The organism is Sporosarcina sp. P3, from assembly GCF_002743415.1.
GTDB classification, from domain to species: Bacteria; Bacillota; Bacilli; order Bacillales_A; family Planococcaceae; genus Sporosarcina; species Sporosarcina ureae_A.
The window spans coordinates 130,394-156,532 of sequence record NZ_PDZE01000005.1; the positions used below are offsets into that span (position 1 = coordinate 130,394).

At 45.1% G+C, this 26,139-nt stretch carries 23 protein-coding genes; 22 read left to right on the forward strand and 1 reads right to left on the reverse strand.

Going from position 1 to position 26,139, the window contains the following annotated elements; translation table 11 throughout:
• The first annotated feature begins 8 nt into the window (after positions 1–8).
• The 7 genes from CSV61_RS08190 to CSV61_RS08225 all read left to right on the forward strand — a co-directional run bounded on the left by CSV61_RS08190 (position 9) and on the right by CSV61_RS08225 (position 10,799).
• On the forward strand, positions 9–860 hold the full coding sequence (locus CSV61_RS08190) for a 3-hydroxybutyryl-CoA dehydrogenase (RefSeq protein ID WP_099638823.1): 852 nt from the start codon (positions 9–11) through the stop codon (positions 858–860).
• Positions 861–892: 32 nt separating this feature from the next.
• A complete protein-coding gene (locus CSV61_RS08195; protein WP_099638824.1) occupies positions 893–2,029 on the forward strand; it encodes an acyl-CoA dehydrogenase in 1,137 nt (378 codons plus the stop codon).
• Positions 2,030–2,385: 356 nt separating this feature from the next.
• Entirely contained in the window at positions 2,386–3,525 is a 1,140-nt protein-coding gene (locus CSV61_RS08200; RefSeq protein ID WP_083034930.1) for an acyl-CoA dehydrogenase, read from the forward strand.
• 15 nt (positions 3,526–3,540) lie between these two features.
• Positions 3,541–4,158 carry a TetR/AcrR family transcriptional regulator gene (locus CSV61_RS08205; RefSeq protein WP_099638825.1) on the forward strand — a complete coding sequence of 206 codons (618 nt, stop codon included), beginning with the start codon at positions 3,541–3,543 and terminating at the stop codon, positions 4,156–4,158.
• A 68-nt stretch (positions 4,159–4,226) separates the two neighbouring features.
• Positions 4,227–7,484 carry a fused isobutyryl-CoA mutase/GTPase IcmF gene (icmF, locus tag CSV61_RS08210; RefSeq protein ID WP_099638826.1) on the forward strand — a complete coding sequence of 1,086 codons (3,258 nt, stop codon included), beginning with the start codon at positions 4,227–4,229 and terminating at the stop codon, positions 7,482–7,484.
• Between the two features lie 969 nt (positions 7,485–8,453).
• Positions 8,454–9,026 (forward strand): DNA-directed RNA polymerase subunit delta, encoded by a 573-nt coding sequence (gene rpoE, locus CSV61_RS08220; protein WP_099638828.1) that lies wholly within the window; start codon positions 8,454–8,456, stop codon positions 9,024–9,026.
• 171 nt (positions 9,027–9,197) lie between these two features.
• Positions 9,198–10,799 carry a CTP synthase gene (locus CSV61_RS08225; protein WP_099638829.1) on the forward strand — a complete coding sequence of 534 codons (1,602 nt, stop codon included), beginning with the start codon at positions 9,198–9,200 and terminating at the stop codon, positions 10,797–10,799.
• A gap of 551 nt (positions 10,800–11,350) precedes the next feature.
• Here the strand turns inward: CSV61_RS08225 and CSV61_RS08230 are convergent.
• Positions 11,351–11,878, reverse strand: a complete 528-nt coding sequence (locus CSV61_RS08230) for a DUF2529 family protein (RefSeq protein WP_099638830.1) — start codon at positions 11,876–11,878, stop codon at positions 11,351–11,353.
• A 236-nt stretch (positions 11,879–12,114) separates the two neighbouring features.
• On the opposite strand from CSV61_RS08230, the gene CSV61_RS08235 reads away from it, so the two are divergent.
• From CSV61_RS08235 to CSV61_RS08305, 15 genes are all read left to right on the forward strand, one after another.
• Positions 12,115–12,483, forward strand: coding sequence for a response regulator (locus CSV61_RS08235; RefSeq protein WP_099638831.1), 369 nt, complete (start codon positions 12,115–12,117; stop codon positions 12,481–12,483).
• Positions 12,484–12,580: 97 nt separating this feature from the next.
• Positions 12,581–13,438 (forward strand): class II fructose-bisphosphate aldolase, encoded by an 858-nt coding sequence (locus CSV61_RS08240; RefSeq protein WP_083034936.1) that lies wholly within the window; start codon positions 12,581–12,583, stop codon positions 13,436–13,438.
• 95 nt (positions 13,439–13,533) lie between these two features.
• Complete coding sequence (gene fsa, locus CSV61_RS08245) at positions 13,534–14,181, forward strand: fructose-6-phosphate aldolase (protein ID WP_029053467.1); 648 nt, start codon at positions 13,534–13,536, stop codon at positions 14,179–14,181.
• A gap of 20 nt (positions 14,182–14,201) precedes the next feature.
• On the forward strand, positions 14,202–15,479 hold the full coding sequence (locus CSV61_RS08250; protein ID WP_099638832.1) for a UDP-N-acetylglucosamine 1-carboxyvinyltransferase: 1,278 nt from the start codon (positions 14,202–14,204) through the stop codon (positions 15,477–15,479).
• 138 nt (positions 15,480–15,617) lie between these two features.
• A complete protein-coding gene (glpX, locus tag CSV61_RS08255) occupies positions 15,618–16,583 on the forward strand; it encodes a class II fructose-bisphosphatase (RefSeq protein ID WP_083034938.1) in 966 nt (321 codons plus the stop codon).
• 161 nt (positions 16,584–16,744) lie between these two features.
• On the forward strand, positions 16,745–18,025 hold the full coding sequence (rho, locus tag CSV61_RS08260; RefSeq protein WP_083034939.1) for a transcription termination factor Rho: 1,281 nt from the start codon (positions 16,745–16,747) through the stop codon (positions 18,023–18,025).
• 275 nt (positions 18,026–18,300) lie between these two features.
• Entirely contained in the window at positions 18,301–18,516 is a 216-nt protein-coding gene (gene rpmE / locus CSV61_RS08265) for a 50S ribosomal protein L31 (protein WP_083034940.1), read from the forward strand.
• 567 nt (positions 18,517–19,083) lie between these two features.
• A complete protein-coding gene (locus tag CSV61_RS08270; RefSeq protein WP_099638833.1) occupies positions 19,084–19,680 on the forward strand; it encodes a thymidine kinase in 597 nt (198 codons plus the stop codon).
• 91 nt (positions 19,681–19,771) lie between these two features.
• Entirely contained in the window at positions 19,772–20,848 is a 1,077-nt protein-coding gene (prfA, locus tag CSV61_RS08275) for a peptide chain release factor 1 (RefSeq protein WP_083034942.1), read from the forward strand.
• Positions 20,841–21,692, forward strand: coding sequence for a peptide chain release factor N(5)-glutamine methyltransferase (prmC, locus tag CSV61_RS08280; RefSeq protein ID WP_099638834.1), 852 nt, complete (start codon positions 20,841–20,843; stop codon positions 21,690–21,692). The genes prfA and prmC overlap by 8 nt, the downstream gene beginning before the upstream one ends.
• Positions 21,693–21,739: 47 nt before the next feature.
• A complete protein-coding gene (locus tag CSV61_RS08285) occupies positions 21,740–22,309 on the forward strand; it encodes a stage II sporulation protein R (RefSeq protein ID WP_083034944.1) in 570 nt (189 codons plus the stop codon).
• Between the two features lie 60 nt (positions 22,310–22,369).
• Positions 22,370–23,401, forward strand: coding sequence for an L-threonylcarbamoyladenylate synthase (locus tag CSV61_RS08290; protein ID WP_099638835.1), 1,032 nt, complete (start codon positions 22,370–22,372; stop codon positions 23,399–23,401).
• A 79-nt stretch (positions 23,402–23,480) separates the two neighbouring features.
• On the forward strand, positions 23,481–23,984 hold the full coding sequence (locus tag CSV61_RS08295; RefSeq protein ID WP_158233807.1) for a manganese efflux pump: 504 nt from the start codon (positions 23,481–23,483) through the stop codon (positions 23,982–23,984).
• Positions 23,985–24,039: 55 nt separating this feature from the next.
• Entirely contained in the window at positions 24,040–24,486 is a 447-nt protein-coding gene (locus tag CSV61_RS08300; RefSeq protein ID WP_099638837.1) for a low molecular weight protein arginine phosphatase, read from the forward strand.
• Positions 24,483–25,775, forward strand: a complete 1,293-nt coding sequence (locus tag CSV61_RS08305; RefSeq protein WP_099638838.1) for a methyl-accepting chemotaxis protein — start codon at positions 24,483–24,485, stop codon at positions 25,773–25,775. Before CSV61_RS08300 ends, CSV61_RS08305 begins: the two co-directional genes overlap by 4 nt.
• Positions 25,776–26,139: the final 364 nt, after the last annotated feature.

A 26,139-nucleotide genomic window follows, 5' to 3' on the forward strand; every position in this document is an offset into this window, starting at 1 on the left:
CATTCCAGATGACAATTGAAAAAGTATTCGTAATCGGTGCAGGACAAATGGGCGGAGGAATTGCTCAAGTCTGCGCACAGGCGGGCTATCAAGTAACTCTTCACGACCTCAATGAAGAAGCATACGACCGAGGTTTTAAAGTCATCACGAAAAACTTAGCGCGCAACGTGGAAAAAGGACGTATGACAGAAGAAGAAAAAGAAGCAGTGCTTGGTCGCTTCACGAAATCACTGGATATGCAAAATGCCAAAGATGCCGACATCGTCATCGAAGCGGCAGTTGAAAATATGGCAATCAAAACAAAGATCTTTGCGGAGCTCGATGAAATCACACCAGAACACACGATATTGGCAACGAACACATCTTCGTTGCCTATCACGGAAATCGGTGCAGCTACTAAACGTCCAGGGAAGGTCATTGGCATGCACTTCATGAATCCAGTACCGGTCATGCAGCTTGTCGAAGTCATTCGTGGCCTTGCTACAGATGATGATGTCTATGAAGCCGTCGAAGAGATGACGAAAAAGCTCAGCAAAACACCAGTTGAAGTGAATGACGCGCCAGGGTTTGTTGCAAACCGTGTATTGATGCCGATGATCAACGAAGCCATCTTCACATTATACGAAGGTGTTGCGACGAAAGAAGCCATTGATGATGTCATGAAAATGGGAATGAATCATCCGATGGGACCTCTGCAACTAGCAGATTTCATTGGACTCGATACATGTCTCTACATTATGGAAACGCTGTATGAAGGATTCGGCGACTCGAAATACCGTCCATGCCCGTTGCTGCGTAAATACGTCAAAGCGGGTTGGTACGGCAAGAAAACAGGACGCGGTTTCTATTCATACGAATAATTGAATTAAGTGGAAAGTAAGAGGTGAAAAGGATGGATTTTATATTAACAGAAGAACAACAGATGATGCGCCAAATGGTTCGTGATTTCGCAAAGAACGAGATCGAACCTTGGATTCCCCGGATGGAAGATGGAGAGTTTCCACGTGAACTACTAGAGAAAATGGGCGAGCTTGGATTGATGGGCATTACAGCGCCTGAACAGTATGGAGGTTCAGAGATGGACTTCTTGTCATATATCATCGCGATTCACGAACTATCGAAAGTCAGCGCCGTCATGGGCGTCGTGTTGTCTGTCCATACTTCTGTTGGAATGAATCCAATCCTTTACTTCGGCACGGAAGAACAAAAGAATCGCTACTTACCAAAAATGGCATCTGGCGAGTATCTCGGTGCCTTCTGCCTGACAGAAGCATCGTCCGGATCAGATGCAGGTTCATTGAAAACGAAAGCGAAGCGAGTCGACGACCACTACGTGATCAGCGGCTCCAAAATATTCATCACAAACGGTGGGGAAGCGGACGTTTACATCGTATTTGCTAACACGGCTCCTGAAAAAGGTACATACGGCATTACCGCATTCATCGTCGACCGAAACACACCGGGATTATCTGTAGGGAAAGACGAAAAGAAAATGGGACTACACGGTTCACGAACCGTCGCACTCAGCTTCGACAATATGAAAGTACCGGTGGAAAATAGACTAGGTGAAGAAGGAAACGGCTTCAAAATCGCTATGGCCAACCTTGACGCTGGACGAATCGGCATCGCTGCTCAAGCACTGGGCATAGCAGAAGCGTCACTAGAAGCCGCCGTCGCCTACGCAAAAGAACGCGAACAATTCGGCAAACCGATCGCAGCCAACCAAGGTATAGGATTTAAGCTAGCCGACATGGCGACCGCAACAGAAGCAGCCAGATTACTAGTCTACCGCGCAGCTTGGCTACGTTCAGAAGACAAACCATGTGGCAAAGAAGCCTCCATGGCCAAACTATTCGCATCCCAAGCAGCCGTAGACAACTCCATAGAAGCCGTCCAAGTATTCGGTGGCTACGGCTACACCAAAGACTACCCAGTAGAACGCTACTTCCGCGACGCCAAAGTATGCCAAATCTACGAAGGCACAAGCGAAATCCAAAGAGTCGTCATCGCCAAACACCTAACAAACTAAAGGTAGAAGCGCTTAGGGGAGCGCATGGCGCGGTTAGCACAAACTACGGCTGTGATTGATTCACAACAACTTACAAATTTAATGATGTCAGTTTGCTTCAACAAGATGTAGGTAGGGATTGGAGCGGAAGAAGGGGCGACTCCTGGGGATCAGCGAGAGCCGTGGCGAAGGACGGCTTTTGCGAGTAAAAGCGAAGCGTTGGGAGCATGCACTTTTACAGGTTGCATTCGAGTAGGCCACGCCTTCCGGAAAGCGTCCCCTTCTGGAGCTCCAATCCCCAAGCATAAGCCAGCATCAAGCTTCACTATTTCATTGAAATTTTCAGTAACCAAACAAACAAAAGGGTGGGAGAAAAAATGGACTTTAAATTATCAGAAGAACACGAAATGATCAGAAAAATGGTACGCGACTTTGCACAAAAGGAAGTAGCACCAACCGCAGCACAACGAGACGAAGACGAAACCTTCGACATGGACATTTTCCACAAGATGGCCGAACTCGGACTCACAGGCATTCCATGGCCAGAAGAATATGGCGGCATCGGCAGCGACTTCCTAGCGTACGTCATCGCAGTAGAAGAACTATCCCGTGTCTGTGCATCTACAGGCGTCGTCCTATCCGCACACACATCACTAGCAGGATGGCCACTATTCAAATACGGCAACGAAGAACAAAAACAAAAATACTTACGCCCACTGGCTGAAGGTTCGAAGATGGGAGCGTACTGCCTAACAGAAGCAGGCTCAGGATCAGACGCAGGGGGAATGAAAACGACAGCGAAGCTTGATGGTGACGACTACGTGCTAAATGGCTCGAAAATCTTCATCACGAATGGCGGAATCGCTGACACATATATCGTCTTTGCTGTAACGGATCCAGAATCCAAACATAAAGGAACAAGCGCATTCATTGTAGAAAGTACATTTGAAGGATTCTCTGTAGGAAAGAAAGAGAAGAAAATGGGCATTCGTTCCTCTCCGACAACAGAAGTCGTACTGGATAACTGTCGCGTACCGAAAGAAAATCTTCTAGGAGAAGAAGGCGATGGTTTCATTATCGCGATGAAAACGCTCGACGGTGGACGTAACGGAATCGCTGCTCAAGCAGTAGGAATCGCACAAGGCGCATTGGATGCGGCAGTCGATTATTCAAAAGAACGTGTACAATTCGGCAAGCCGATCGTAGCCAATCAAGGCATCAGCTTCAAACTAGCGGATATGGCGACAGCGACAGAAGCATCTCGTCTGTTAACATACCAGGCAGCATGGCTCGAATCGAATGACCTGCCGTACGGTAAAGCCTCTGCTATGGCGAAACTAATGGCTGGTGACACAGCGATGAAAGTCACAACAGAAGCGGTTCAAGTATTCGGCGGCTACGGTTATACAAAAGATTATCCAGTAGAGCGCTATATGCGTGATGCGAAAATCACGCAAATCTATGAAGGTACACAAGAAATTCAACGTCTCGTCATCTCGCGTATGCTGACGAAATAACAGGAGGTCTATGCAATGCCCAAACATGAAGTGAAATCTACCGTCAAAGATGAAGAACTCATTCAGAAGCGACGTGAACAAATTAGCCGGGGCGCTGTGAAATTATTTATCGATAAAGGATTCCACAGGACGACTACACGTGAAATCGCCAAAGAAGCGGGCTTCAGTATTGGCACATTGTACGAGTATATTCGGACAAAGGAAGACGTCCTGTATCTCGTCTGTGACAATATTTACAATGAAGTGAAAGTTCGCCTGTCTGAGCTCGACAACAATGACAACACGGTAGAAGGGCTACGTGTGGCGATTGCACGGTATTATGAAGTCATCGATCAAATGTCGGATGAATTCCTCGTCATGTATCAGGAGTCGAAGTCGTTACCTAGCGAAGCACTTCGTTACGTACTCACGAAAGAACTGGAAATGGTTGAACAATTTGAGACCATTATTCGTAAATGCATGGAAGCTGGGAATCTTCGCATTGGACGGGATGAAGTATCATTGACCGCACACCACATCCTCGTATCTGGCCAAATGTGGTCGTTCCGAAGATGGGCGTTGCGTAAACAATATACGTTAGAACACTATACGAGAGTACAAACTGATCTACTTATTAAAGGTGTAGAGAAGTAACTAACTTGCGGACTCTGCCACGAAAAATTTCGTGGCGGTAGTCAGCATGTACGGAAGGTGGAAGACAAATGGTAACCACAGAAATTTATCAACCGAAACACCATATTCGTTTCGTGACGGCATCTAGTTTATTCGACGGGCATGATGCATCCATCAATATCATGCGTAGAATTTTACAGTCAACCGGAGCGGAAGTTATTCATCTCGGACATAATCGATCCGTTGAGGAAGTTGTAAACGCTGCCATCCAAGAAGATGTGCAAGGAATTGCCATGTCATCCTATCAAGGTGGCCACGTGGAGTATTTCAAATACATGCATGACTTGCTGAAAGAAAGAGGCGCTTCCCATATTAAAATATTCGGCGGTGGTGGAGGAGTCATCATCCCGAAAGAAATCAAAGAGTTGCATGAGTATGGCATCGAATGGATCTTTTCACCGGAAGACGGTCGAAAACTAGGTCTACAAGGTATGATCAATAAAATCATGGAATTATCGGATTTCTCCACGACTCCCGAAAGCGAAGAGGCCAATCTGGAGCAGTTGACAGCCGAAACACCAGGTATCTTAGCCAATTTAATTACCTACGTAGAAGAAAAGCATATGAAAAAAGATGAAGCAGCGGAGCAGTTACTCGATCACGCCCGTTCCATGTCCAAACAAACGCCGGTACTCGGTATCACTGGTACAGGTGGAGCAGGTAAAAGTTCCTTGACGGATGAATTAATTCGTCGTTTCTTGCGTGAGTTCCCTGATAAAAGAGTAGCGATTCTTTCTGTAGATCCAACGAAGCAAAAAACAGGTGGTGCGTTGCTTGGCGACCGAATTCGCATGAATGCAATCTTTAATAACCGTGTGTACATGCGGAGTTTAGCAACACGTGGCTCACGTTCTGAGCTGACAACGGCGATCCATGATGTATTGGATATCACGAAAGCAGCTGGTTACGATTTAATTATTGTAGAAACGAGCGGAATCGGGCAAGGAGATGCGCGCATTACAGATGTCTCCGACGTTTCAATGTACGTCATGACGAGTGAATTCGGTGCACCGACACAGCTCGAGAAAATCGATATGATCGACTTTGCTGACTTAATTGTTATCAATAAATTCGAGCGTAAAGGTTCGGAAGATGCGCTAATTCAAGTCCGCAAACAATATCAACGTAGCCATTTACTATTTGACAACGATCTAGAAACGATGCCTGTCTATGGCACGATCGCAAGCCAGTTCAACGACAAAGGGACCAACACACTTTTCGCAGCGCTTATTGAAAAGATCAACGACGCAACAGATTCAGATTGGACGACAAGCTACACAGACTTGGTGACGAATCAAAAGCAAACCGTGATCATTCCGCCTGACCGAAGCCATTACTTACGCGAGATCGCTTCCACTGTTCGTAACTACCATGCGAAATCCAAGCAACAAGCCGAATTCGCACGTCGGATGTTCCAGTTGGAAGGTGCGATCGAAGCAGTGAAAGAAAGCGATTCTAATGAAGCGTTACTAGACTCATTGAATAGCTTAAAAGAAGGCGTCGAAGAACAACTAACAAGCGAATCCAAGCGAGCTCTGAAAAACTGGGAGTCTTTGAAAGAATCTTACAAGCAGGATGAATATGTAGTGAAAATCCGCGACAAAGAAATCCGTACGTCGCTCAATACTGTAAGTCTTTCTGGCTTGAAGGTTCCGAAAGTAGTCTTGCCGCAATACAAAGACTATGGTGAAATTTTACGTTTTATCTATAGTGAAAATGTTCCAGGTTCATTCCCGTACACTGGAGGCGTCTTCCCATTCAAACGCGAAGGTGAAGATCCACGCCGTCAGTTCGCTGGAGAAGGGACACCTGAACGTACGAACCGTCGTTTCCACTACGTATCAAAAGATGACGACGCGAAACGTCTATCTACAGCGTTTGATTCTGTCACATTATACGGGGAAGACCCTGACGAGCGTCCTGACATCTACGGAAAAGTCGGCGAATCGGGTGTGAGCATTTGTACACTAGAAGATATGAAAAAGCTCTATGACGGTTTTGATCTGTGTTCACCTATGACGTCCGTTTCCATGACCATCAATGGACCGGCACCGATTATTCTAGCGATGTTCATGAATGCAGCTGTCGATCAGCAAGTGCGTAAAAAAGAAGAAGAGCTTGGCCGGACACTCACTGTGGAAGAGTTCACTGAAGTCCGTGAAATGACATTCCAAACAGTTCGTGGAACCGTCCAAGCGGATATTCTAAAAGAAGACCAAGGGCAAAATACATGCATCTTCTCTACAGAATTTGCATTGCGTCTAATGGGTGATATCCAGCAGTACTTCATTGATAAAAAAGTTCGTAATTATTATTCGGTGTCGATTTCGGGCTATCATATCGCAGAGGCAGGGTCGAATCCGATTTCGCAGCTAGCGTTCACACTCGCAAACGGCTTCACGTATGTCGAATATTACTTGAGTCGCGGTATGCACATCGACGACTTTGCACCGAATCTGTCGTTCTTCTTCTCAAATGGACTCGATCCCGAATATACGGTCATCGGTCGCGTGGCACGTCGCATTTGGGCAGTTACGATGCGTGATAAATACGGAGCCAATGAACGCAGCCAAAAATTGAAATACCATATCCAAACATCGGGTCGTAGTTTGCATGCGCAGGAAATCGATTTCAACGACATCCGCACAACATTGCAGGCATTGATGGCTTTGCAAGATAACTGTAATTCGCTGCACACAAATGCTTACGACGAAGCCATTACGACACCGACAGAAGAATCTGTTCGTCGTGCGATGGCAATTCAGATGATCATTATGAAAGAACACGGCTTGTCGAAGAACGAAAATCCGCTTCAAGGGGCTTACATTATCGAAGAAATGACAAGTCTCGTGGAAGAAGCGGTATTACAAGAATTCGATCGACTAAATGATCGTGGCGGTGTACTTGGCTCTATGGAGACACAGTACCAGCGCGGAAAAATCCAAGAAGAGTCCATGTATTACGAAATGAAAAAGCACTCAGGTGAGCTACCAATCATCGGCGTCAACACGTACGTGAATCCGAATCCACCATCTGAGGAAGATATCGATAATATGGAATTGGCACGTGCAACACAAGAAGAAAAAGAGTCACAAATTACCAACTTGCGCGCTTTCCAAGCCAAGCATGCTGACGAAGCAGAACAAGCGCTTGCTGATCTTCAAGAAGTAGCGATCACAGGAGGCAACGTCTTCGCTGAGTTGATGAAGACGGTGCGAGTAGCGAGCCTTGGACAAATTACCAATGCGCTTTACGAAGTAGGCGGGCAGTACCGCCGTAATATGTAATTGCATCTCAGAGGGGATGCCACAGAAGCCATCACTTCTGGCGGCATCCTCTTTTTGCATGGGGTTAAGGTGGAATTCAAATTCAAAGTATAGGTGCATGGGCTGATTGCGTGGGATTGCAACTCCAGCTAGGGACGCGTTTCAGGGGCAGCTGGGGTTGCAGTCCTTATGTAGAGAGTGAAAAACATAGAATATTCACTGGCTACGGAGTGTAAATTATTGTTGTCCTTGAACTTAATAATATTCAAGTGCTGAATAGATTACGAAACTGACTTGATAAGTCACAATATGTGTCACTCACTGTCGCTAGTGTGTGAAATAGTAATGTCCCTAGCAATAGTTAAATTTAAGGCCAGAGTGAGTGTAAATGATACGTACTAAACCAGTCACAAGCGCAACTTCAATGGGCAACAATAACTGTCACCCACTCAGCTTGCAAGGGATTGGCGCGTAGGAGGGGCGACTCCTAGAGGATCAGCTCACCGCGAGCCCTCAGGAAAAGCGTCCCCTCCGAAGCGCAAATCCCCACCCCAACAGCCATTCCGACCACTCAATATCAAGTATCCTATGAAACTAAACCAGCTGCTTATAATTCATTCTTCATCAAAGTGGATAATTTAGTAAGTTAATTAGTATAATGAGAACAACAATGAAAAGGGACGTGCTGAATGTGAGATGGTACTATCATGCAATCATAATAGCTCTCTTAATTACACTCACACTCATCTTCTACAACAGCGGACTCGGCGTAATCCCCTTCACCATTGGGGCGGTCTACCTGGGGTATTTGACCATTATTGAGTATAGAAATATAAAGAGAAGTAAAAGAATGTAGCATATTGGTAGAAATAACGTATATAATGTACACTATGCTTATACGCTACAAGATAAAAAACGTCGATCGGCCAAATCATTCACTGACTTGGTCGGTTCCGCGTGTGATTGATAGAAGAAAGGACGTGCCATACATTGAATATCCATGACATGACAAAAGAAGAATTGTTGGAAGAATCATTAATCAACATTACGCACCAAGTACTAACAGAACGACGTGAATCCCTCACGTTAGCGGAATTAATGGAAGAGTTCCGTAAACTTACAGGTATATCCGAGAAAGAATTGAAGGCAAAACTCCTTCAGTTTTATACAGACCTGAACATCGATGGCAGATTCCTTGCGATCCAAGACAACCGTTGGGGCTTGCGCGAATGGTATCCAGTTGATCAGCTCGTAGAAGAAACAGCGCCTGTCGTAAAAGTACGCAAGAAGAAAAAGAAGAAAAAAGATTATGATGAAGAAGATATTGAAGAAGATGATGACGAAGAAGAAATCTTCGATGAAGAATACGTAGAGCTCGGCGAAGAAGATGACGTAGACGACGAGGAAGACGAAGAAGAGGAAGTAGTCGAACTCGAGGAAGATTTAATCGATCCTGATGACGACCTGGAAGTTATTCCTGAAGTAGAACTCGATATCGAAGAAGATGACGAGGACGAAGAAGAAGACGAAGAGTACGACGAAGAGTACGAGGAAGAGAAATAATTGGACTTGACTTTTAGTGCCCAAAAATATAAGATTTGGATGGGCTCCTGAAAAGGACACATAAATTCGTGTATACGCGCTCCTTATTGTAGTTACGCTACAAACGGGGCGCTTTTTTGATTTTATATCGACCCTACAAGCATGGAAAAAGAATAAATGGAGGCACTACACATGACAAAATATATTTTCATTACAGGCGGCGTCGTCTCTTCTTTAGGTAAAGGTATCAACGCAGCATCACTTGGACGTTTACTTAAAAACCGCGGTTTGAAAATCACTAACCAAAAATTCGACCCATATATCAATATTGACCCACGCATGATGAGCCCATACCAGCACGGAGAAGTTTTCGTAACAGAAGACGGTGCGGAAACGGATCTTGACATCGGTCACTATGAGCGTTTTATCGACATCGAATGTAATCGTTACTCCAACGTAACAATGGGTAAAGTATATGATCTAGTATTGCGCAAAGAGCGCGCTGGCGAATATAACGGCGCAACAGTTCAGGTAATCCCGCATATTACGAATGAAATTAAAGAATTGATCAAACGTGCTGGTCAAACATTGAACGCAGACGTTGTCATTACAGAAATTGGTGGTAGCGTAGGGGATATCGAATCCTTACCGTATCTTGAAGCCATTCGCCAAATGAAAACAGATCTTGCGAAAGATGACGTGATGTACATCCACAACACGCTCATTCCGTATTTGCATGCAGCTGGTGAAATGAAAACGAAGCCGACGCAGCACAGTGTAAAAGAATTACGTAGCCTTGGAATTCAGCCGAACATGATCGTCGTACGAAGCGAATACCCAGTACCACAAGAAATGAAAGACAAGATCGCGTTGTTCTGTAACATTAAGTCAGAAGAAGTAATCGAAGCACTCGATGCAGAAACTTTATACGAAGTACCTCTTCGTTTGCATGAACAAAACATGGATCAGCTAGTTGTGGATTACTTGGGGCTTGAAACACCACAGCCTGAACTCTCAGAAGTGGAACAACTAGTAAAGTTGGTTAAGTCACTAAAAGAAACAGTGAAAATCGGTTTAGTTGGTAAGTATGTGGAATTACAAGATGCATACATTTCAGCAGTTGAAGCTATGCGTCACGCCGGATACTCGTTCGACGCAGATATCGATATTAAGTGGATCAACTCTGCAGATGTGACTTCTGAAAACGTAGCAGAACTTCTTGGAGACGTAGATGGTATTCTGGTACCAGGTGGTTTCGGAGATCGTGCAATCGATGGTAAAATTGAAGCGATTACGTATGCACGTGAACAGAAGATTCCATTCTTCGGTATCAGTTTAGGTTTACAGTTAGCGGCTACTGAAATCGCGCGTAACGTCATCGGTCTGAAAACAGCTCATTCATTGGAGTTCGACACAGAGACTGAGCATCAGGTGACAACATTCCATCCAGATTGCCGTACAGCACGCGAAGCAGACAGTACATTGCGTCTAGGTGCGTATCCGTGTAAAGTAGCTGAAAATACGAAGGCTTCCGCTGCATATGGCGAGGAGTTAGTGTACGAGCGTCATCGTCACCGTTATGAAATGAACTTAGCATACCGTGCGCAGTTGGAAGAGGCAGGATTCATCGTATCTGGAATTAGCCCGGACGGTCGCTTGATCGAAATTATGGAAATGAAAGACCATCCATACTTCGTGGCATGCCAGTTCCACCCGGAATTCGCTTCCCGTCCAAATCGTCCATCACCACTCATCCGCGATTTCATCCGCGCGGCGCTTGAGCATAAAAACTAAAATCAATGCCCACAGAAGACTTGTCCTCTGTGGGCATTTTTGGCATTACATATTAGTGGAGACTAGAAATTAGAGTTGCTGAGTGCAGGGGGATTGAAGCTCCAGCTGGCGGACGCTTTCCCATGGGCTCGGCTTGAGCCGCTTCCTACGCTTCGCTTCGTCCAGGGTCTCAAGCTCTCGCTGATCCATCGGGAGTCGCCGCCAGCCTCCGCTTCAATCCTACTTACCGAGTGGATGTACTCGCAACACTTACTGTAGATCGTGTATGATTTTTTGCTGTTTTGAACATTTTTTAAGTCAAGTGCAGATCTTATCCAGTTTCTAGTTAATCACTGATTACTAACGAAACTTCAATGTGCAATGGAAAGTATCACCCACTCACATCGTAAGGGATTGGCGCGTAGGAGGGGCGACTCCCGATGGATCAGCCCGATCAGGTGAGACAACCATGAGGGAGCTCGCGACCTGGTTGGGTCACCGCGGGCCCATGGGAAAGCGTCCCCTCCGAAGCGCCAATCCCCACCCCAACAGTAATTTCGCCCTATGCCAAGTTATAGCTCGTCGTCTTCATCCGCCAACATATCATCAATCGACAGCTTCACTGCCTCGTACACAAACAACGCAGCGAGCGCGTGGGGCTGTACGATTCTTTCGCCCGTAGGACCCGGAATCAGTCCCTTTTTCAAACCTGTCGAAATATACGTATACGCAAGAGAAGCGAGTTCATTGTCGTCTTCTTCCTTATCCGCAGCCAACACAGCAAACGGGATGAATTGATCCGCTAGCTCCTGTGCCAGCTCAAGTGCAGCGGGGTGATCTGCCTTTCGCACAAGCAACCATACGCGATCTGCCGTCGTCAGCTCCAACTCTTTAGTGTAACGAATCGCACCCTCCAACGGTTCAACACCATCCAGTGCAGTCGCAGTCACAGCTTTCATTTCATCAAAAGCAGCCAAGACAATTCGTCCTTCGCCTACTAATGCTTGCGCCAATAAACGAGCAGTTTCCTCCAGTGACTCTTCTTGTCCTTCTGCAATTCTCTCCAGAAGACCTCTAATCTGTGTAGTTAATATTTTCACGAAAATCCCTCCAAAAGCTCAGTATAGGCGAGAAAAGAAAGAAGTGCAAAATAGTTGACGAAAAATAAAGGAATTGTTGGAATACTCTAGAATAACATGACATAGACGAAAAATAGAGAAATAGAATCATACATAATTTTTCTATACAAGCGCCTTTATTAGACAGGAATAATGAAGGGTGGATTTCACTGTAAGTACAAAATCAAACAAAAAATTAGGTGATGGGAGAGATGTGGATGAAACATTTATTAATTGTAGACGACCAACCAGGAATACGGTTATTACTGGAGGAAATCTTCAAGACAACTGGAATAATGACAGCGCTTGCATCAAATGGAAAAGAAGCGTTAGAAATAGTTCAGAAACTTAATCCAGACTGTATTTTGCTTGATATGAAGATGCCGGGTATGAATGGTGTCGAGGTATTAAGAGAAATTCGAACCCTATCGCCTGACGCAATTGTCATGATGATGACAGCGTACAGTGAAATAGAATTACTTGAAGATGCCGACAAGCTTGGCATTGATCAGCACTTTACCAAGCCATTCGATATTTTCGAAGTGCGCGATAGCGTCTTAAAAAGGTTAGAACGACTAGACGTCTGACAGTAGTAATCATGGCATGAATTTGATATGCTAGTGGATGGAAATAACTATAATTACAACACATAAAAATTCGTGAAAACTCAAGGAGGAATTTTACATGCCACTGGTCTCGATGAAGGAAATGATGATCCAAGGTAAAGAGCGAGGATATGCGATCGGTCAATATAACTTGAATAACCTGGAATATACACAAGCCATCTTACAAGCTGCCGAAGAAGAGAAATCGCCTGTTATTTTAGGTGTTTCAGAAGGCGCTGCACGCTATATGGGCGGATTCAAAACAGTCGTTATGATGGTCAAAGGATTAATGGAGGACTACGGTACGACTGTGCCGGTAGCCATTCATTTGGATCACGGTTCCAGCTTTGAAAAGTGTAAGGAAGCAATCGAAGCAGGCTTCACTTCTGTCATGATCGATGCATCTTCTAAGCCACTTGAAGAAAACATTGAAATCACGAAAAAAGTGGTGGATTTCGCGAAGCAACATAATGTATCAGTAGAAGCTGAACTTGGCGTAGTTGGTGGTCAGGAAGATGACGTCATCGCAGACGGTGTTATTTATGCAGATCCGGCTGAATGCAAAGAGCTTGTGGAGCAGACAGGTATCGACTGCCTAGCACCTGCACTTGGTTCTGTACACGGACCGTATAAAGGTGAACCGAATCTTGGATTTGAAGAAATGGAAGAAATCTCAAAACAAGGCGATATTCCACTCGTGTTGCACGGTGGCACAGGTATTCCGACGAAGGATATCCAACATGCCATTTCACTTGGTACGTCTAAAATTAACGTCAACACAGAAAATCAGATTCAAGGTACGAAAGCTGTGCGCGACATCCTGAACGAAGATGCCGACGTGTATGATCCACGTAAATACCTTGGACCAATGCGCGAAGCGATCAAAGCAACAGTAATCGGTAAAATGCGTGAGTTTGGCAGTTCAAACCAAGCGTAATGACAGTATGTAGATGGAGCAAAGGAGGAGCGTAACCTGTCTCCTTCTTTGCTTTTTAGTTAAATGAATAACCCACAACTAGGAGGATAACAAACATGAAATTTTTTATAGATACAGCCAATTTTGAGGAAATTAAAGAAGCGCATAGCTGGGGGATCATCTCTGGTGTCACAACTAACCCTTCGCTAGTCGCAAAAGAAAATATTTCATTCCACGACCGCTTGAAAGAAATTACGGCTCTCGTACCGGGTTCTGTCAGTGCGGAAGTCATCGCTTTAGATGCGGAAGGTATGATCGAAGAAGGACGTAAACTTGCAGCCCTTGCAGAAAACATCACAGTGAAATTACCGATGACACCTGAAGGCTTGAAAGCTTGTTCTGTATTCGCAGCAGAAGGAATCAAAACGAACGTCACACTTATTTTTAGTGCCAACCAAGCCCTACTTGCAGCACGTGCAGGCGCGACGTACGTTTCACCGTTCATCGGACGTTTGGATGACATTGGCCAAAATGGTGTCGAATTAATCGAAACGATTTCAGACATCTTCACGATCCATGACTTGGATACACAAATTATCGCGGCTTCTATCAGACACCCACAACATATCACGGCTGCAGCACTTGCAGGAGCGCATATTGCGACCACTCCATTCAACGTACTTCAGAGTCTGTTTGCACACCCATTAACGACTAAAGGAATCGATCAGTTTTTGAAAGACTGGGAAACCAGAACGAATAAGTGATAGAACAAAAGGAGCTTGAAATGGACGTTTATAAAATCAAAGGCGGAAAACGACTGCAAGGAACGATCAGAGTGAGTGGAGCGAAGAATAGCGCAGTGGCTCTTATTCCTGCCGCTATTTTAGCTGATTCACCTGTTACAATTGCAGGTCTTCCCGAAATTTCAGATGTCTATACATTGCAGGCGCTCGTCGAAGAAATCGGCGGCAAAGTGGAAATGAAAGATGGCACGATGATCATCGACCCAACTGAAATCATTTCTATGCCATTGCCTAACGGTAACGTCAAAAAACTTCGTGCTTCCTACTATATGATGGGGGCGATGCTTGGCAAGTTCAAGCACGCAGTCATCGGATTACCTGGAGGTTGTCACTTGGGACCACGCCCGATTGATCAACACATTAAGGGCTTTGAAGCGCTGGGTGCCAAAGTCGAAAATGAACATGGCGCTATTTATTTGCGTGCAGATGAACTGTATGGCGCGAAAATTTATTTAGACGTCGTCAGCGTTGGTGCCACGATCAATATCATGCTTGCTGCTGTGAAAGCAAAAGGCAAAACAATTATTGAAAACGCAGCGAAAGAACCCGAAATTATTGATGTCGCGACGTTGCTTTCCAATATGGGCGCGAATATTAAAGGGGCAGGAACGAATGTCATTCGTATCGAAGGCGTTGACACATTGCACGGTACGAAACACACGATCATTCCAGACCGCATTGAAACAGGTACGCATATGATCATGGCGGCTGCAATTGGTGATGGCGTCACCATTGATAATGTCATTCCTTTACATGTTGAGGCAGTCACAGCGAAGCTTCGTGAAATGGGCGTAAAAGTAGAAGTCGGTGAAGAACAAATTTTCATTCCAAAAACTGAGAAACTTCATGCGGTCGATGTGAAAACTCTTGTCTATCCAGGATTCCCAACAGACTTGCAGCAACCATTCGGTGTTTTATCGACACAGGCAGAAGGTTCATCCATTCTGACAGACACAATTTATCCCGCTCGCTTCAAACAAATCGATGAGCTTCGTCGAATGAATGCAGACGGTAGAGTAGAAGGCCGATCCGCTATCATAACAGGACCAACGGAATTGCAAGCGGCAACGGTTGAAGCAACCGATTTACGTGCTGGAGCTGCGTTATTGATCGCAGGATTACTAGCTAGCGGAGAAACAGAAATTCATGAAATTGAACATATTGAACGCGGCTATGGCGATATCATTAACAAACTGCGAAATCTCGGTGCCGAGATCGATAAAGTACATGTGCTCACTCCATCTTCAATTTCTGAGTGACGCTAATTGCCAAAACGTGTATAATAGACTCAAACGACACATCCATTACGTATGAAAGTGGCCAATGGGTGCGGACGTAGGCAAATGAAAGGTAATTCGCAATACGCGCCTTACCGCAAACAGGAGGAACAAAACATTATGGAACGTAGTTTATCGATGGAATTAGTGCGTGTAACAGAGGCAGCAGCCGTAGCGGCAGCTCGCTGGATGGGACGCGGTTTGAAGAACGAAGCAGACGACGCAGCAACAGAAGCGATGCGTACAGTATTCGACACAATTCCTATGGAAGGTGTAGTCGTGATCGGTGAAGGTGAAATGGACGAAGCACCTATGCTATATATCGGTGAAGAGCTTGGAACAGGTCACGGACCCGCTGTAGACATCGCTGTCGATCCAGTTGAAGGTACGAATATCGTAGCGGCAGGTGGTTGGAATGCGCTAGCTGTTCTAGCTGTTGCAGATAAAGGCAACTTGCTAAACGCACCGGATATGTACATGGACAAAATCGCAGTAGGACCTGAAGCGGTTGGAAAAATTGATATTGACGCAAGCGTTACAGATAACTTGAAGGCTGTAGCAAAAGCGAAAAATAAATCAGTATCTGACCTCGTGGCATCTGTTTTAAACCGTGAACGCCACGCAGACATCATCGAGGAAATTCGTGAAGCGGGTGCTCGTATTAAGTTGATCGAAGATGGCGACGTAGCAGCTGCGATCAACACAGCTTTCGATGACACAGGTGTGGATATTTTATTCGGTAGAGGCGGTGCTCCGGAAGGCGTAATCGCAGCAGTCGGCTTGAAATGTCTCGGTGGAGAAATCCAAGGACGTCTCGTACCTTCAAATGATGAGGAAAGAGCACGTTGTATTAAAATGGGCATCGATGTAGACAAAGTTCTCATGATGGACGATTTAGTTAAAGGAGACGACTGTATTTTCGCAGCAACAGGTGTAACAGACGGTGAATTGATGGACGGCGTGCAGTTTAAAGGTACGTATTGCCGAACTCAGTCGATTGTTATGCGCTCGAAATCAGGAACAATTCGTTTCGTAGAAGGTCGCCACAGTATGAAGAAAAAACCTCTTCTCGTAATGCAAGACTAACTCCCTCAACACCCGGTGTCACAACCGGGTCTCTATTTCCTAAAAACTATCTAGATCCATAATGTCCGGCTACTGAAGGAAAGGAAGTACATCACGTACTCTCCTTTCTATTTACTATGCCAAATTTTCCATATAATAAATGAAGAGTGGTGTACGCATAGATGACAATGATTACCCTTGCAGACCTAGAGAATATGACGCTTAAAGAGCTATACTCTCATGCGAAGCAGTTTAAGGTTACCAACTATAGCAAACTGACAAAGAAAGAATTGATCTTCGCTATATTAAAATCCCGCGCGGAACAAGAAGGCTTCTTCTTCATGGAAGGTGTCCTCGAAATTATTCAATCTGAAGGATACGGATTCTTACGTCCGATTAATTACTCATCCAGTTCAGAAGATATCTACATCTCAGCATCTCAAATCCGTCGTTTCGATTTACGTAACGGAGACAAAGTAACAGGGAAAGTGCGACCACCAAAAGAAAACGAACGCTTCTATGGTTTACTTCAAGTAGAAGCAGTCAACGGGCAAAATCCAGAAGTCTCACGCGAACGTGTGCACTTCCCAGCGTTGACACCTTTATATCCTGAACGTCAAATTCATTTGGAAACTTCAAAAAACAATGTTTCCACACGTATTATGGACCTCGTCTCTCCGGTCGGATTTGGTCAACGTGGATTAATCGTCGCGCCTCCAAAAGCAGGGAAGACGACATTGCTGAAAGAAATTGCTAATTCCATCACAACAAACCATCCTGAAGCGGAACTCATTGTATTGTTGATCGACGAACGTCCAGAAGAAGTAACGGACATCGAACGTTCAGTGAAAGCCGATGTAGTCAGTTCCACGTTCGATGAAGTGCCGCAAAATCACGTCAAAGTAGCGGAACTTGTGCTCGAACGCGCAATGCGTCTAGTCGAAAGTAAACGCGACGTGATCATCTTAATGGATTCCATCACTCGATTGGCACGCGCATTCAACCTAGTCATCCCACCGAGTGGACGAACACTATCCGGAGGAATTGATCCAGCAGCTTTCCACCGTCCGAAAAGATTCTTCGGTGCAGCACGTAACATCGAAGAAGGTGGAAGCTTAACGATCCTTGCGACAGCCCTAATTGAAACTGGCTCACGTATGGACGAAGTCATCTACGAAGAATTTAAAGGAACGGGCAACATGGAATTGCACCTAGACCGCAACCTAGCCGAACGCAGAATCTTCCCAGCGCTGGACATCCGTCGCTCGGGCACACGAAAAGAAGAATTACTCATTCCAAAAGACAACTTGGAAAAACTATGGGCCATCAGAAAAACGTTCTCAGACTCCCACGACTTCACCGAACGCTTCATGAAAAAGCTAAGCCAATCTGAAAACAACGAAGAATTCTTCAACAAGCTTAATGAAGAAATGAAGGCGAAAAAAGGCAAGGGCCTAATCTGATTTATCAAGTGTAACCATGTGGATTTTGTATTACTTTTACGCACGTAAACGAAAAAACTAAGTGAGCATATGCCCAGTAAATACCCAAATCAAACAGTTGCACAACGTATCGAATTTTGCTATACTAATCAAGTACAGTTTTTCTGTACACCGCATATACGGCTGACAAACACGGGCCGTGTACGGCATCGATCGTTTCATTGGCAACTGGTCAATAAAACATCCATAATTTCAAACTCTGTGCCAGATGGTTCAGGGCGAAAGGAGAGATATCGATGAAAGCAGGAATTCATCCCGATTACAAACTCGCAACAGTAACTTGCTCATGTGGCAATACATTTGAAACAGGTTCTGTAAAAGAGGACATTCGCGTAGAAGTATGCTCAGAATGTCACCCATTCTACACTGGCCGTCAGAAGTTTGCTACAGCAGACGGACGAGTTGACCGTTTCAACAAGAAATACGGCATCAAGACAGAAGGACAAGAGTAATAAAAGCCAGATACCCGTCAGGTGCAGTCGTGCCAGACGGGTATTTTTATTAATTTACTGCGAATTTTAGCGAGTACATAGGGCCAAAGTGTAAAGATTTAGGGGAGTTTCGCTCTGTTGGTGTTGTAGAGCGCTCGAACTGTGTCTCTAAGTGCTCAATGTTTTGTGTTAAGCGCTCAAAGTTGGACGGTAACCGCTCAATCTAGGTTGCTAAGCGCTCAAAGTTGGACGGTAACCGCTCAATCTAGGCTGCTAAGCGCTCAAAGTTACGCGCTAACCGCTCAATCCAAGCGGCCAAACGCTCATATTTACACGTCAACCGCTCAAACTAAGCGTCTAAGCGCTCAAAGTTGCGTGTCAACCGCTCAATCCAAGCGGCCAGGGGCTCATAGTTACACGCGAACCGCTCAATCCAAGCGGCCAAGCGCTCAAAGTTGCACGCGAACCGCTCAATCCAAGCGGCCAAGCGCTCATAACTACACAAACAAACCGCTCAAAACAGCACACGAAACCACTCTTATCGCACGACCCACATACATATAGCACGACATCGAAAGGAGATTGACCATGTACGTTTCAATGCAAGGCGGCTGGATGGAAGTCATCTGCGGCAGCATGTTTTCAGGTAAATCAGAGGAGCTCATTCGCCGGATTCGGAGGGGGGAATTTGCCAAACAAAAGATTGCGGTGTTCAAACCGGCAATTGATGATCGGTATAGCGAGGAAGCCGTCGTCAGCCACGATGGCGCTTCGACCATTGCGAATCCCATTTCCAAAGCGAGTGAAATACCGGACCTCGTATCAGATGATTTCGATGTGGTCGCCATTGATGAAGCACAGTTTTTCGACAGGGATATTATAGATGTCGCAATTGCACTCGCTGATCGCGGATTTCGCGTGATTATTGCAGGACTCGATCAAGACTTCAAGGGCGAACCATTCGGGCCGATGCCGGAATTAATGGCAGTGGCAGAACTGGTGACTAAACTTCAAGCAGTTTGTACTGTTTGCGGATCGCCTTCAAGCCGGACGCAACGATTAATTGATGGACAACCGGCATGCCAAGATGATCCCATCATTCTAGTTGGCGCATCCGAAGCATATGAACCACGTTGCCGTCAGCACCACGAAGTACCCGTCAGTCGTGCGCAACATGTAGAATAAACATATTTGCGTCTATCCATAAGCAAGAAAGGATAGACGTTTCTGCTATATAGTAGAATGTAACCAATAATGTAGAAGAGGTGAACCGACTATGTTCGATAGACTGCAAGCGGTAGAAGACCGTTATGATCGACTCAATGAACTACTTAGTGACCCGGAAATCGTCAATGATCTGGATAAATTACGGAGCTATTCGAAAGAGCAATCGGATTTACAAGACACGGTCGATGTGTACCGTGAATACAAAAGTGTCTACGCTCAATATAAAAATGCGAAAGACATGCAAGATGAACCACTCGATGACGAAATGAAAGAATTAGTTAAAATGGAAATCGATGAACTGGAAGACCGGATTGAAGCTCTGGAAGAACAATTAAAGGTATTGTTGATTCCAAAAGATCCGAATGACAATAAAAGTGTCATTATGGAAATACGAGGCGCAGCGGGCGGAGACGAAGCAGCTTTATTTGCGGGAAGTCTATATCGTATGTATACACGCTACGCGGAAATGAATCATTGGAAAGTAGAAGTCATCGATTCATCGCCAACCGAACTTGGTGGTTTTAAAGAAATTATTTTCATGATTGATGGCAAAGGTGCTTACTCCAAGTTGAAGTATGAAAACGGAGCGCATCGTGTGCAACGTGTACCGGAAACGGAATCAGGGGGACGAACGCATACGTCTACTGCGACAGTTGCGTGCTTGCCTGAAACGGAAGAAGTAGAAATTGAGATTCATGATAAAGATATTCGTACTGATACATTCGCTTCATCGGGACCGGGTGGACAATCCGTTAACACGACCATGTCTGCTGTACGCCTGACGCATTTGCCGACAGGTACGACGGTATCGATTCAAGACGAAAAATCTCAAATCAAAAATAAAGAAAAAGCGATGAAAGTTTTACGCGCACGTGTTTACGATAAGTTTATGCAAGAGGCGCAAGCTGAATACGATGAAAAGCGGAAAACAGCCGTGGGGTCAGGAGACCGTTCTGAACGAATTCGCACATACAACTTCCCGCAAAATCGTGTGACTGACCATCGAATCGGTTTGACCATCCAAAAACTCGATCAGATTATAGAAGGGAAATTGGATGAAGTCATCGATGCACTGATTATAGAAGAACAAGCACATCGTCTGGAAAGCTTGGACCGCAATGAATGAGACCATCTATGAGTCCGTACAACGCGCACAACGATTGCTTCAGGAACGTGGAATGGACACGCATGCCGCTGAACTAGCGATGCGTTCTGTCACTGGAATGAGTCAGGCTCATTATTTAGCTAGTTTTCGTGAACGAATTTCGCCTGAAACGCATTCGCAATTTTGGGCGATTGTCACAGAATTACTGACCGGTAAGCCGATTCAATATATCCTGGGTGAAGAATCTTTTTACGGCTATTCATTCGAGGTCAATGAACACGTCTTGATTCCACGCCCTGAAACAGAAGAACTCGTCCACTATGCATTGCAACGAGCGAATCAATTATTCGGAGACCAAGTTATTCAAGTGGCGGATATTGGAACGGGTAGTGGAGCAATTGCGGTCGCATTCAAAAAAGAACGACCGACTGCAAATGTAACGGCCACTGACTTTAGTGACGCAGCGCTTGAAGTTGCAAAACGCAATGCACAGCGCAATGAAGCGGATGTACACTTTATTCATGGCGATATGGAAGAACCGTTGACTCAGCAGAAATGGGACATTATCCTATCGAATCCACCGTACATCGCTGACCATGAAAAATCCAATATGTCGCCAACTGTCTATGATTTCGAACCGCAAACTGCGCTATTCGCTGAAGAAGAAGGACTCTACTTTTATCGAAGACTAGCAGAGAACTTATCTCCTCTAATGAATCGTCCGGCACTTATCGGCTTTGAAATCGGCTACCAGCAAGGAGTGATCGTGCAGGAATACTTGCGAAAATCCTTTCCCGAAGCGACAGTTGAAATCGTTCAAGATATCCATAATAAAGATCGAATGATATTTTGTGAGATTCGATGAATAAAATCTCCTCCTGCGGGTCAAGATAGAGTGCAGGAGGGGATGACATGTTACAAGATTATCCGATTAACCAACAACCGACTCAAACTTCGAAACTATTGGCGTTTATAGAATTTGTACTTATATTACTTACTATTCAAGCGGTGCTGCTCGTGTTCGGTCAGCAGGCAACGACAGGTGAAGCGACACAATTTCGCATTCTGGCAAACTCTAATACAGTAGCGGATCAACAAGTGAAACGAGATGTTCAAGAAAAAATTGCGCCATTACTTGAGCAGGCAATTAACCAATCTACTAGCACACAGCAAATTACTGATAAACTTCAAGGATTAGAGCCTGCGATTCTGGAAATCGCCAAATCACAAGCAAACGGTGCACGCGTAACACTTGAGCACAGTGCAGCAGTGATTCCACCAAAACGGGTAGGGTTCTTCATTCAGCCACAAGACGTTTACGATGCGTATGTCGTGAAAATTGGCGCAGGCCGAGGCGATAATTGGTGGTGTTCATTGTTTCCTAACGTTTGTTTCCCGGAAGAAGCTACAGTGACTGAAACAGAAGAAGAAGAACCTGTTACATTTTTCATTTGGGAGTGGATAAAGTCGCTGTTTAAATGAACATATTCACATTTTTTGTGGATAAGGTTGATAAAATGTGTATAAAAAGGGGTTGAGCAAGTGGAGACTACGCAAGAAATAGTGGATAACCTAGTGGATAACGACAGAGTCTATGAACAAGCTGTGGGTATCTTAAATTCTGGAGGGATAGTTGCCTTCCCGACTGAAACAGTTTATGGTTTAGGAGCTATTGCGACAGATGAGCAAGCAGTACAGCGGATCTTCGAAGCAAAAGGAAGACCTTCAGATAATCCGCTGATCGTACATATTGGGAACCAGTCAGACATCAAGAAATACGCAACCGATATTCCTGAAATTGCAGACATATTACTAAAGGAATTTTGGCCAGGACCGTTGACGTTAATTATGAAGAAAAAAGCTGGAGTTATTGCAGATGTCGTCACGGCAGGACTTGACACAGTAGCTATTCGCATGCCTGACCACCCGATAGCGTTGGCCTTACTGCGCAAACTAGATCAGCCGTTAGCGGCACCGAGTGCGAATCGTAGCGGAAAGCCGAGCCCGACAGAAGCGGATCATGTCTACCATGATCTAATCGGTAGAGTACCGCTAATTTTGGATGGTGGAGAGACGGGTGTAGGTGTAGAATCTACTATTTTAGATATTACAGTTACGCCGCCCGTCATTTTGCGCCCGGGCGGCATTACGAAAGAGCAGCTGGAAAATTTAATCGGCACCGTTCATATAGCGACGCTTCCTACAGATCAAACGGCCACGCCGCGTGCGCCGGGGATGAAATATGCCCATTACGCACCCGAAGCACCGTTATTCATCATCGAGCCAAATGCGGATTCTATTGCGCATGCGCTAGAGACTAGTCATCAACAAAATAAACGCGTCGCGATGATTGGACCCGATGAGTTATACACAGAAAAAGCAGATTGGTACTTTTCCACAGGTTCTATCCATAATCGTGAAGCGATGGCATCGAGTCTTTATAAATTGATTCGCCAATGCGACAATACAGAAGCTGATATGATCTTGGCAATTGAGACCGATCATTCGGGTATCGGTGCAGCGGTTATGAATCGCCTTGATAAAGCATCGGACGGCAAGCGTTTCACCGAATAACATTGCGAAAATGATGAATAGCTCCCTTTAGCACCCGCATAAGATGAGTAGATGCGAGACTTGCGAGGGGGCTACTTTTTTGATAGAAATTATAGCGGCGATCGTGACAACGATTGATATTCTGATCGTCTACACATTACTCCGACTGCGGCGAGGTCGTTTGATGATTATGCTGTGGACGACTATACTGAATGTGTTGCTACCACTCATCGGTTTCTACACAGGGGAGTGGGTGATGACCTTTTTCGCAGGGTGGGGCCATGCGCTCTCAGGTGTACTGCTTTCACTCATAGGTCTTCACATTCTCCTCTCTGACAGTGAAGATCTGTCAGTTGTCAATAAAATTTCCCCATTTTTCTTAGCGCTGATCGTCAGTATAGATGCGTTCGGAGTGAGCGTGACATTCGGAATGATGCAACTGAATAAATGGCTATTTGTTTTGGTGTCTGGTTTCTTTTCTATGCTGTTTTCGGCCATTGCTCTCTTGTACACAGGCCGCTTGCGTATAATTAATAGTACATTTATTCGCCGATTAGCAGGTATTGTATTCATATGTATGGGTGTATTGTCCTTGATTCATTAAAAATAGTGTTTCTTTTTTCTCATAAATCCGTTATTCTGTAAAGTAGGTGAAGAAAATGAATATGTATTTTATTTGTACAGGCAACACATGTAGAAGTCCTTTGGCGGAAGCATTAGTCAATCATGCCAACGTGCCAGGTATTACGGCGAAATCAGCAGGTATTCATGCGATAGACGGCTTGCCGATTTCAACGAATTCCGCACGGTTGCTGACGGAAGAAAAAATACCTTTTACTCCACATTCTAATGAAGTCAAGTTAGCTGACATGGAGTGGGCAGATGTTGTGTTGACGATGACAGCAAACCATCGAGATATCCTGCACAGTCGTTATCCTGCAATGAAAGAAAAAGTATTTACATTAAAAGAATACGCGGGTACGATGGCGGGTCTTGATGTGCATGATCCATATGGCGGCGATTTGGAAACATACCGCACTACATTTCATGAACTGACAGATCTCATTAACTCCGTCATCCGAAAGCAAGCGGAGGAGAACTTATGAAAGAACCGAAAAAAGTCGGGCTACGGGCGAAACTCGTCCTATTTATCGTGATTCTTGCAGTCATCACGTATACAACGAGTGCGGTATTCATTAACTGGGTACAACCAACATTCTTCCCGAATGTACGGCCATTCGTTTTCCAACTACTTACATACGCGCTGGGCATCATGTGGTCAGGCATTTTAGCTGCTCTATTCAGCACGATTTTGACTAAGCCGTTGCAACGTTTGGAAACAGCTGCTATGCAAGTGGCGGATGGCAAGATTGGTACAGACATTCAATTGCCCAACTCTTCGGATGAAATTCATTCCGTCTCCAAAGCATTCCAGCAAGTAGTCGTTAATTTACGTAGCATTATTGAGCAAATTGAATCCAACTTCCAAGCTACTGCTCAATCCGTCGATGAATTGACGAAAGAGACAAGCGCTGCGTCCGGCCAATCAGACGCCATTGCGCGCACGATTGGCGAAATTTCCGATGGAGCAGAAAACACGTCGGAATCGATTCAAGAAACAGTCAATGCGATTGAAGATATTCGGCAACTCGCAGTGGAAGTCAATAATCGCGCGGGTCAGTCTTCTGAACAATCCAAAGTGATGTTGCAGGAATTACACGCAACTACAGAAGTCTTCCAATCCGTGCTAGCGGGCATTCATCAAATGAGCGACCAAAGCGAGCATTCATTGGAAACGATACAAGTGCTCGATGAAAATGCACATAAAATTGGTGAGATCGTGGAACTCGTCGGCAACATCGCGGGTCAGACTAACCTACTGGCGCTTAACGCGTCTATAGAAGCGGCACGAGCAGGGGAGCATGGTAAGGGCTTCGCTGTCGTTGCGGAAGAAGTCCGGAATTTAGCGGATGAAAGCGCAAAAGCGGTTCAAATGATTTCGGGGCTCGTTCAAACGATCCAATCCGACGTCAAACAAGTCGTAGCAGAAATGCAGCAACAAGTAAAAACGGCATCCACTGAGGCCGAACGTGCGACAAAAACGAATGGAAACGTTGAAACGATGACCGCTACCATTCAGACAATGGCACATTATGTAGAAGAAATTAGCCAAATCGTCAGCAATCAAATGCAGACGATCGAGCGAACGGCCAAGCAGTCGATGGATGTAGCAACGATTGCAGAGCATGCTTCAGCGGGAGCACAAGAAGTTCGTGCGGCCACAGAAGAACAAGTGGCGTCCATAGACCAAACGAAAAACAAGGCACTGGAGCTGAAAGAGCAGTCGGAAGAGTTGTACAAAGTCATCCGAAAGTTCGACCGTACGCCGATGTGATAAATAAAGACGATTCTGGGGCGTTTTGCTCGAGGTCGTTTTTTTATTTGGATTGTGGTTATTAATGGAGTTGGTGGGGTTCAGTTTGGTGTTTGATTAGAACTACAACCCAATTACGTGCTACTTAGTCGCGCAACATCCCTACGCCTAGGCATCTACAAAAATGAAACTTTCCGAATAGAATGCTTAATTTACGTCAAGCAATGCCTTGAACCTGCCTTCTTACACTTCAAACACGTACGATACTTTCGTTTTATTCATATAATATTCGTCTTTATGACGAAAATCCAACGTTTTAAAATAAGGTTTTCAAAAATAGTACAGTAAAACCGATGATTTTTTAATCGAACAATGATAGAATAAG

Excerpts from the sequence above, each read along its gene's own strand:
- CSV61_RS08250 (WP_099638832.1), top strand. The coding sequence starts at position 14,202 with ATGGACGTTTATAAAATCAAAGGCGGAAAACGACTGCAAGGAACGATC.
- rpmE (WP_083034940.1), top strand. The coding sequence starts at position 18,301 with ATGAAAGCAGGAATTCATCCCGATTACAAACTCGCAACAGTAACTTGC.
- prmC (WP_099638834.1), top strand. The coding sequence starts at position 20,841 with ATGAATGAGACCATCTATGAGTCCGTACAACGCGCACAACGATTGCTT.
- CSV61_RS08300 (WP_099638837.1), top strand. The coding sequence starts at position 24,040 with ATGAATATGTATTTTATTTGTACAGGCAACACATGTAGAAGTCCTTTG.
- CSV61_RS08195 (WP_099638824.1), top strand. The coding sequence starts at position 893 with ATGGATTTTATATTAACAGAAGAACAACAGATGATGCGCCAAATGGTT.
- CSV61_RS08270 (WP_099638833.1), top strand. The coding sequence starts at position 19,084 with ATGTACGTTTCAATGCAAGGCGGCTGGATGGAAGTCATCTGCGGCAGC.
- CSV61_RS08200 (WP_083034930.1), top strand. The coding sequence starts at position 2,386 with ATGGACTTTAAATTATCAGAAGAACACGAAATGATCAGAAAAATGGTA.
- CSV61_RS08285 (WP_083034944.1), top strand. The coding sequence starts at position 21,740 with ATGTTACAAGATTATCCGATTAACCAACAACCGACTCAAACTTCGAAA.
- rho (WP_083034939.1), top strand. The coding sequence starts at position 16,745 with ATGACAATGATTACCCTTGCAGACCTAGAGAATATGACGCTTAAAGAG.
- CSV61_RS08225 (WP_099638829.1), top strand. The coding sequence starts at position 9,198 with ATGACAAAATATATTTTCATTACAGGCGGCGTCGTCTCTTCTTTAGGT.
- prfA (WP_083034942.1), top strand. The coding sequence starts at position 19,772 with ATGTTCGATAGACTGCAAGCGGTAGAAGACCGTTATGATCGACTCAAT.
- CSV61_RS08240 (WP_083034936.1), top strand. The coding sequence starts at position 12,581 with ATGCCACTGGTCTCGATGAAGGAAATGATGATCCAAGGTAAAGAGCGA.
- CSV61_RS08205 (WP_099638825.1), top strand. The coding sequence starts at position 3,541 with ATGCCCAAACATGAAGTGAAATCTACCGTCAAAGATGAAGAACTCATT.
- CSV61_RS08190 (WP_099638823.1), top strand. The coding sequence starts at position 9 with ATGACAATTGAAAAAGTATTCGTAATCGGTGCAGGACAAATGGGCGGA.
- CSV61_RS08305 (WP_099638838.1), top strand. The coding sequence starts at position 24,483 with ATGAAAGAACCGAAAAAAGTCGGGCTACGGGCGAAACTCGTCCTATTT.
- CSV61_RS08235 (WP_099638831.1), top strand. The coding sequence starts at position 12,115 with ATGAAACATTTATTAATTGTAGACGACCAACCAGGAATACGGTTATTA.
- fsa (WP_029053467.1), top strand. The coding sequence starts at position 13,534 with ATGAAATTTTTTATAGATACAGCCAATTTTGAGGAAATTAAAGAAGCG.
- icmF (WP_099638826.1), top strand. The coding sequence starts at position 4,227 with ATGGTAACCACAGAAATTTATCAACCGAAACACCATATTCGTTTCGTG.
- glpX (WP_083034938.1), top strand. The coding sequence starts at position 15,618 with ATGGAACGTAGTTTATCGATGGAATTAGTGCGTGTAACAGAGGCAGCA.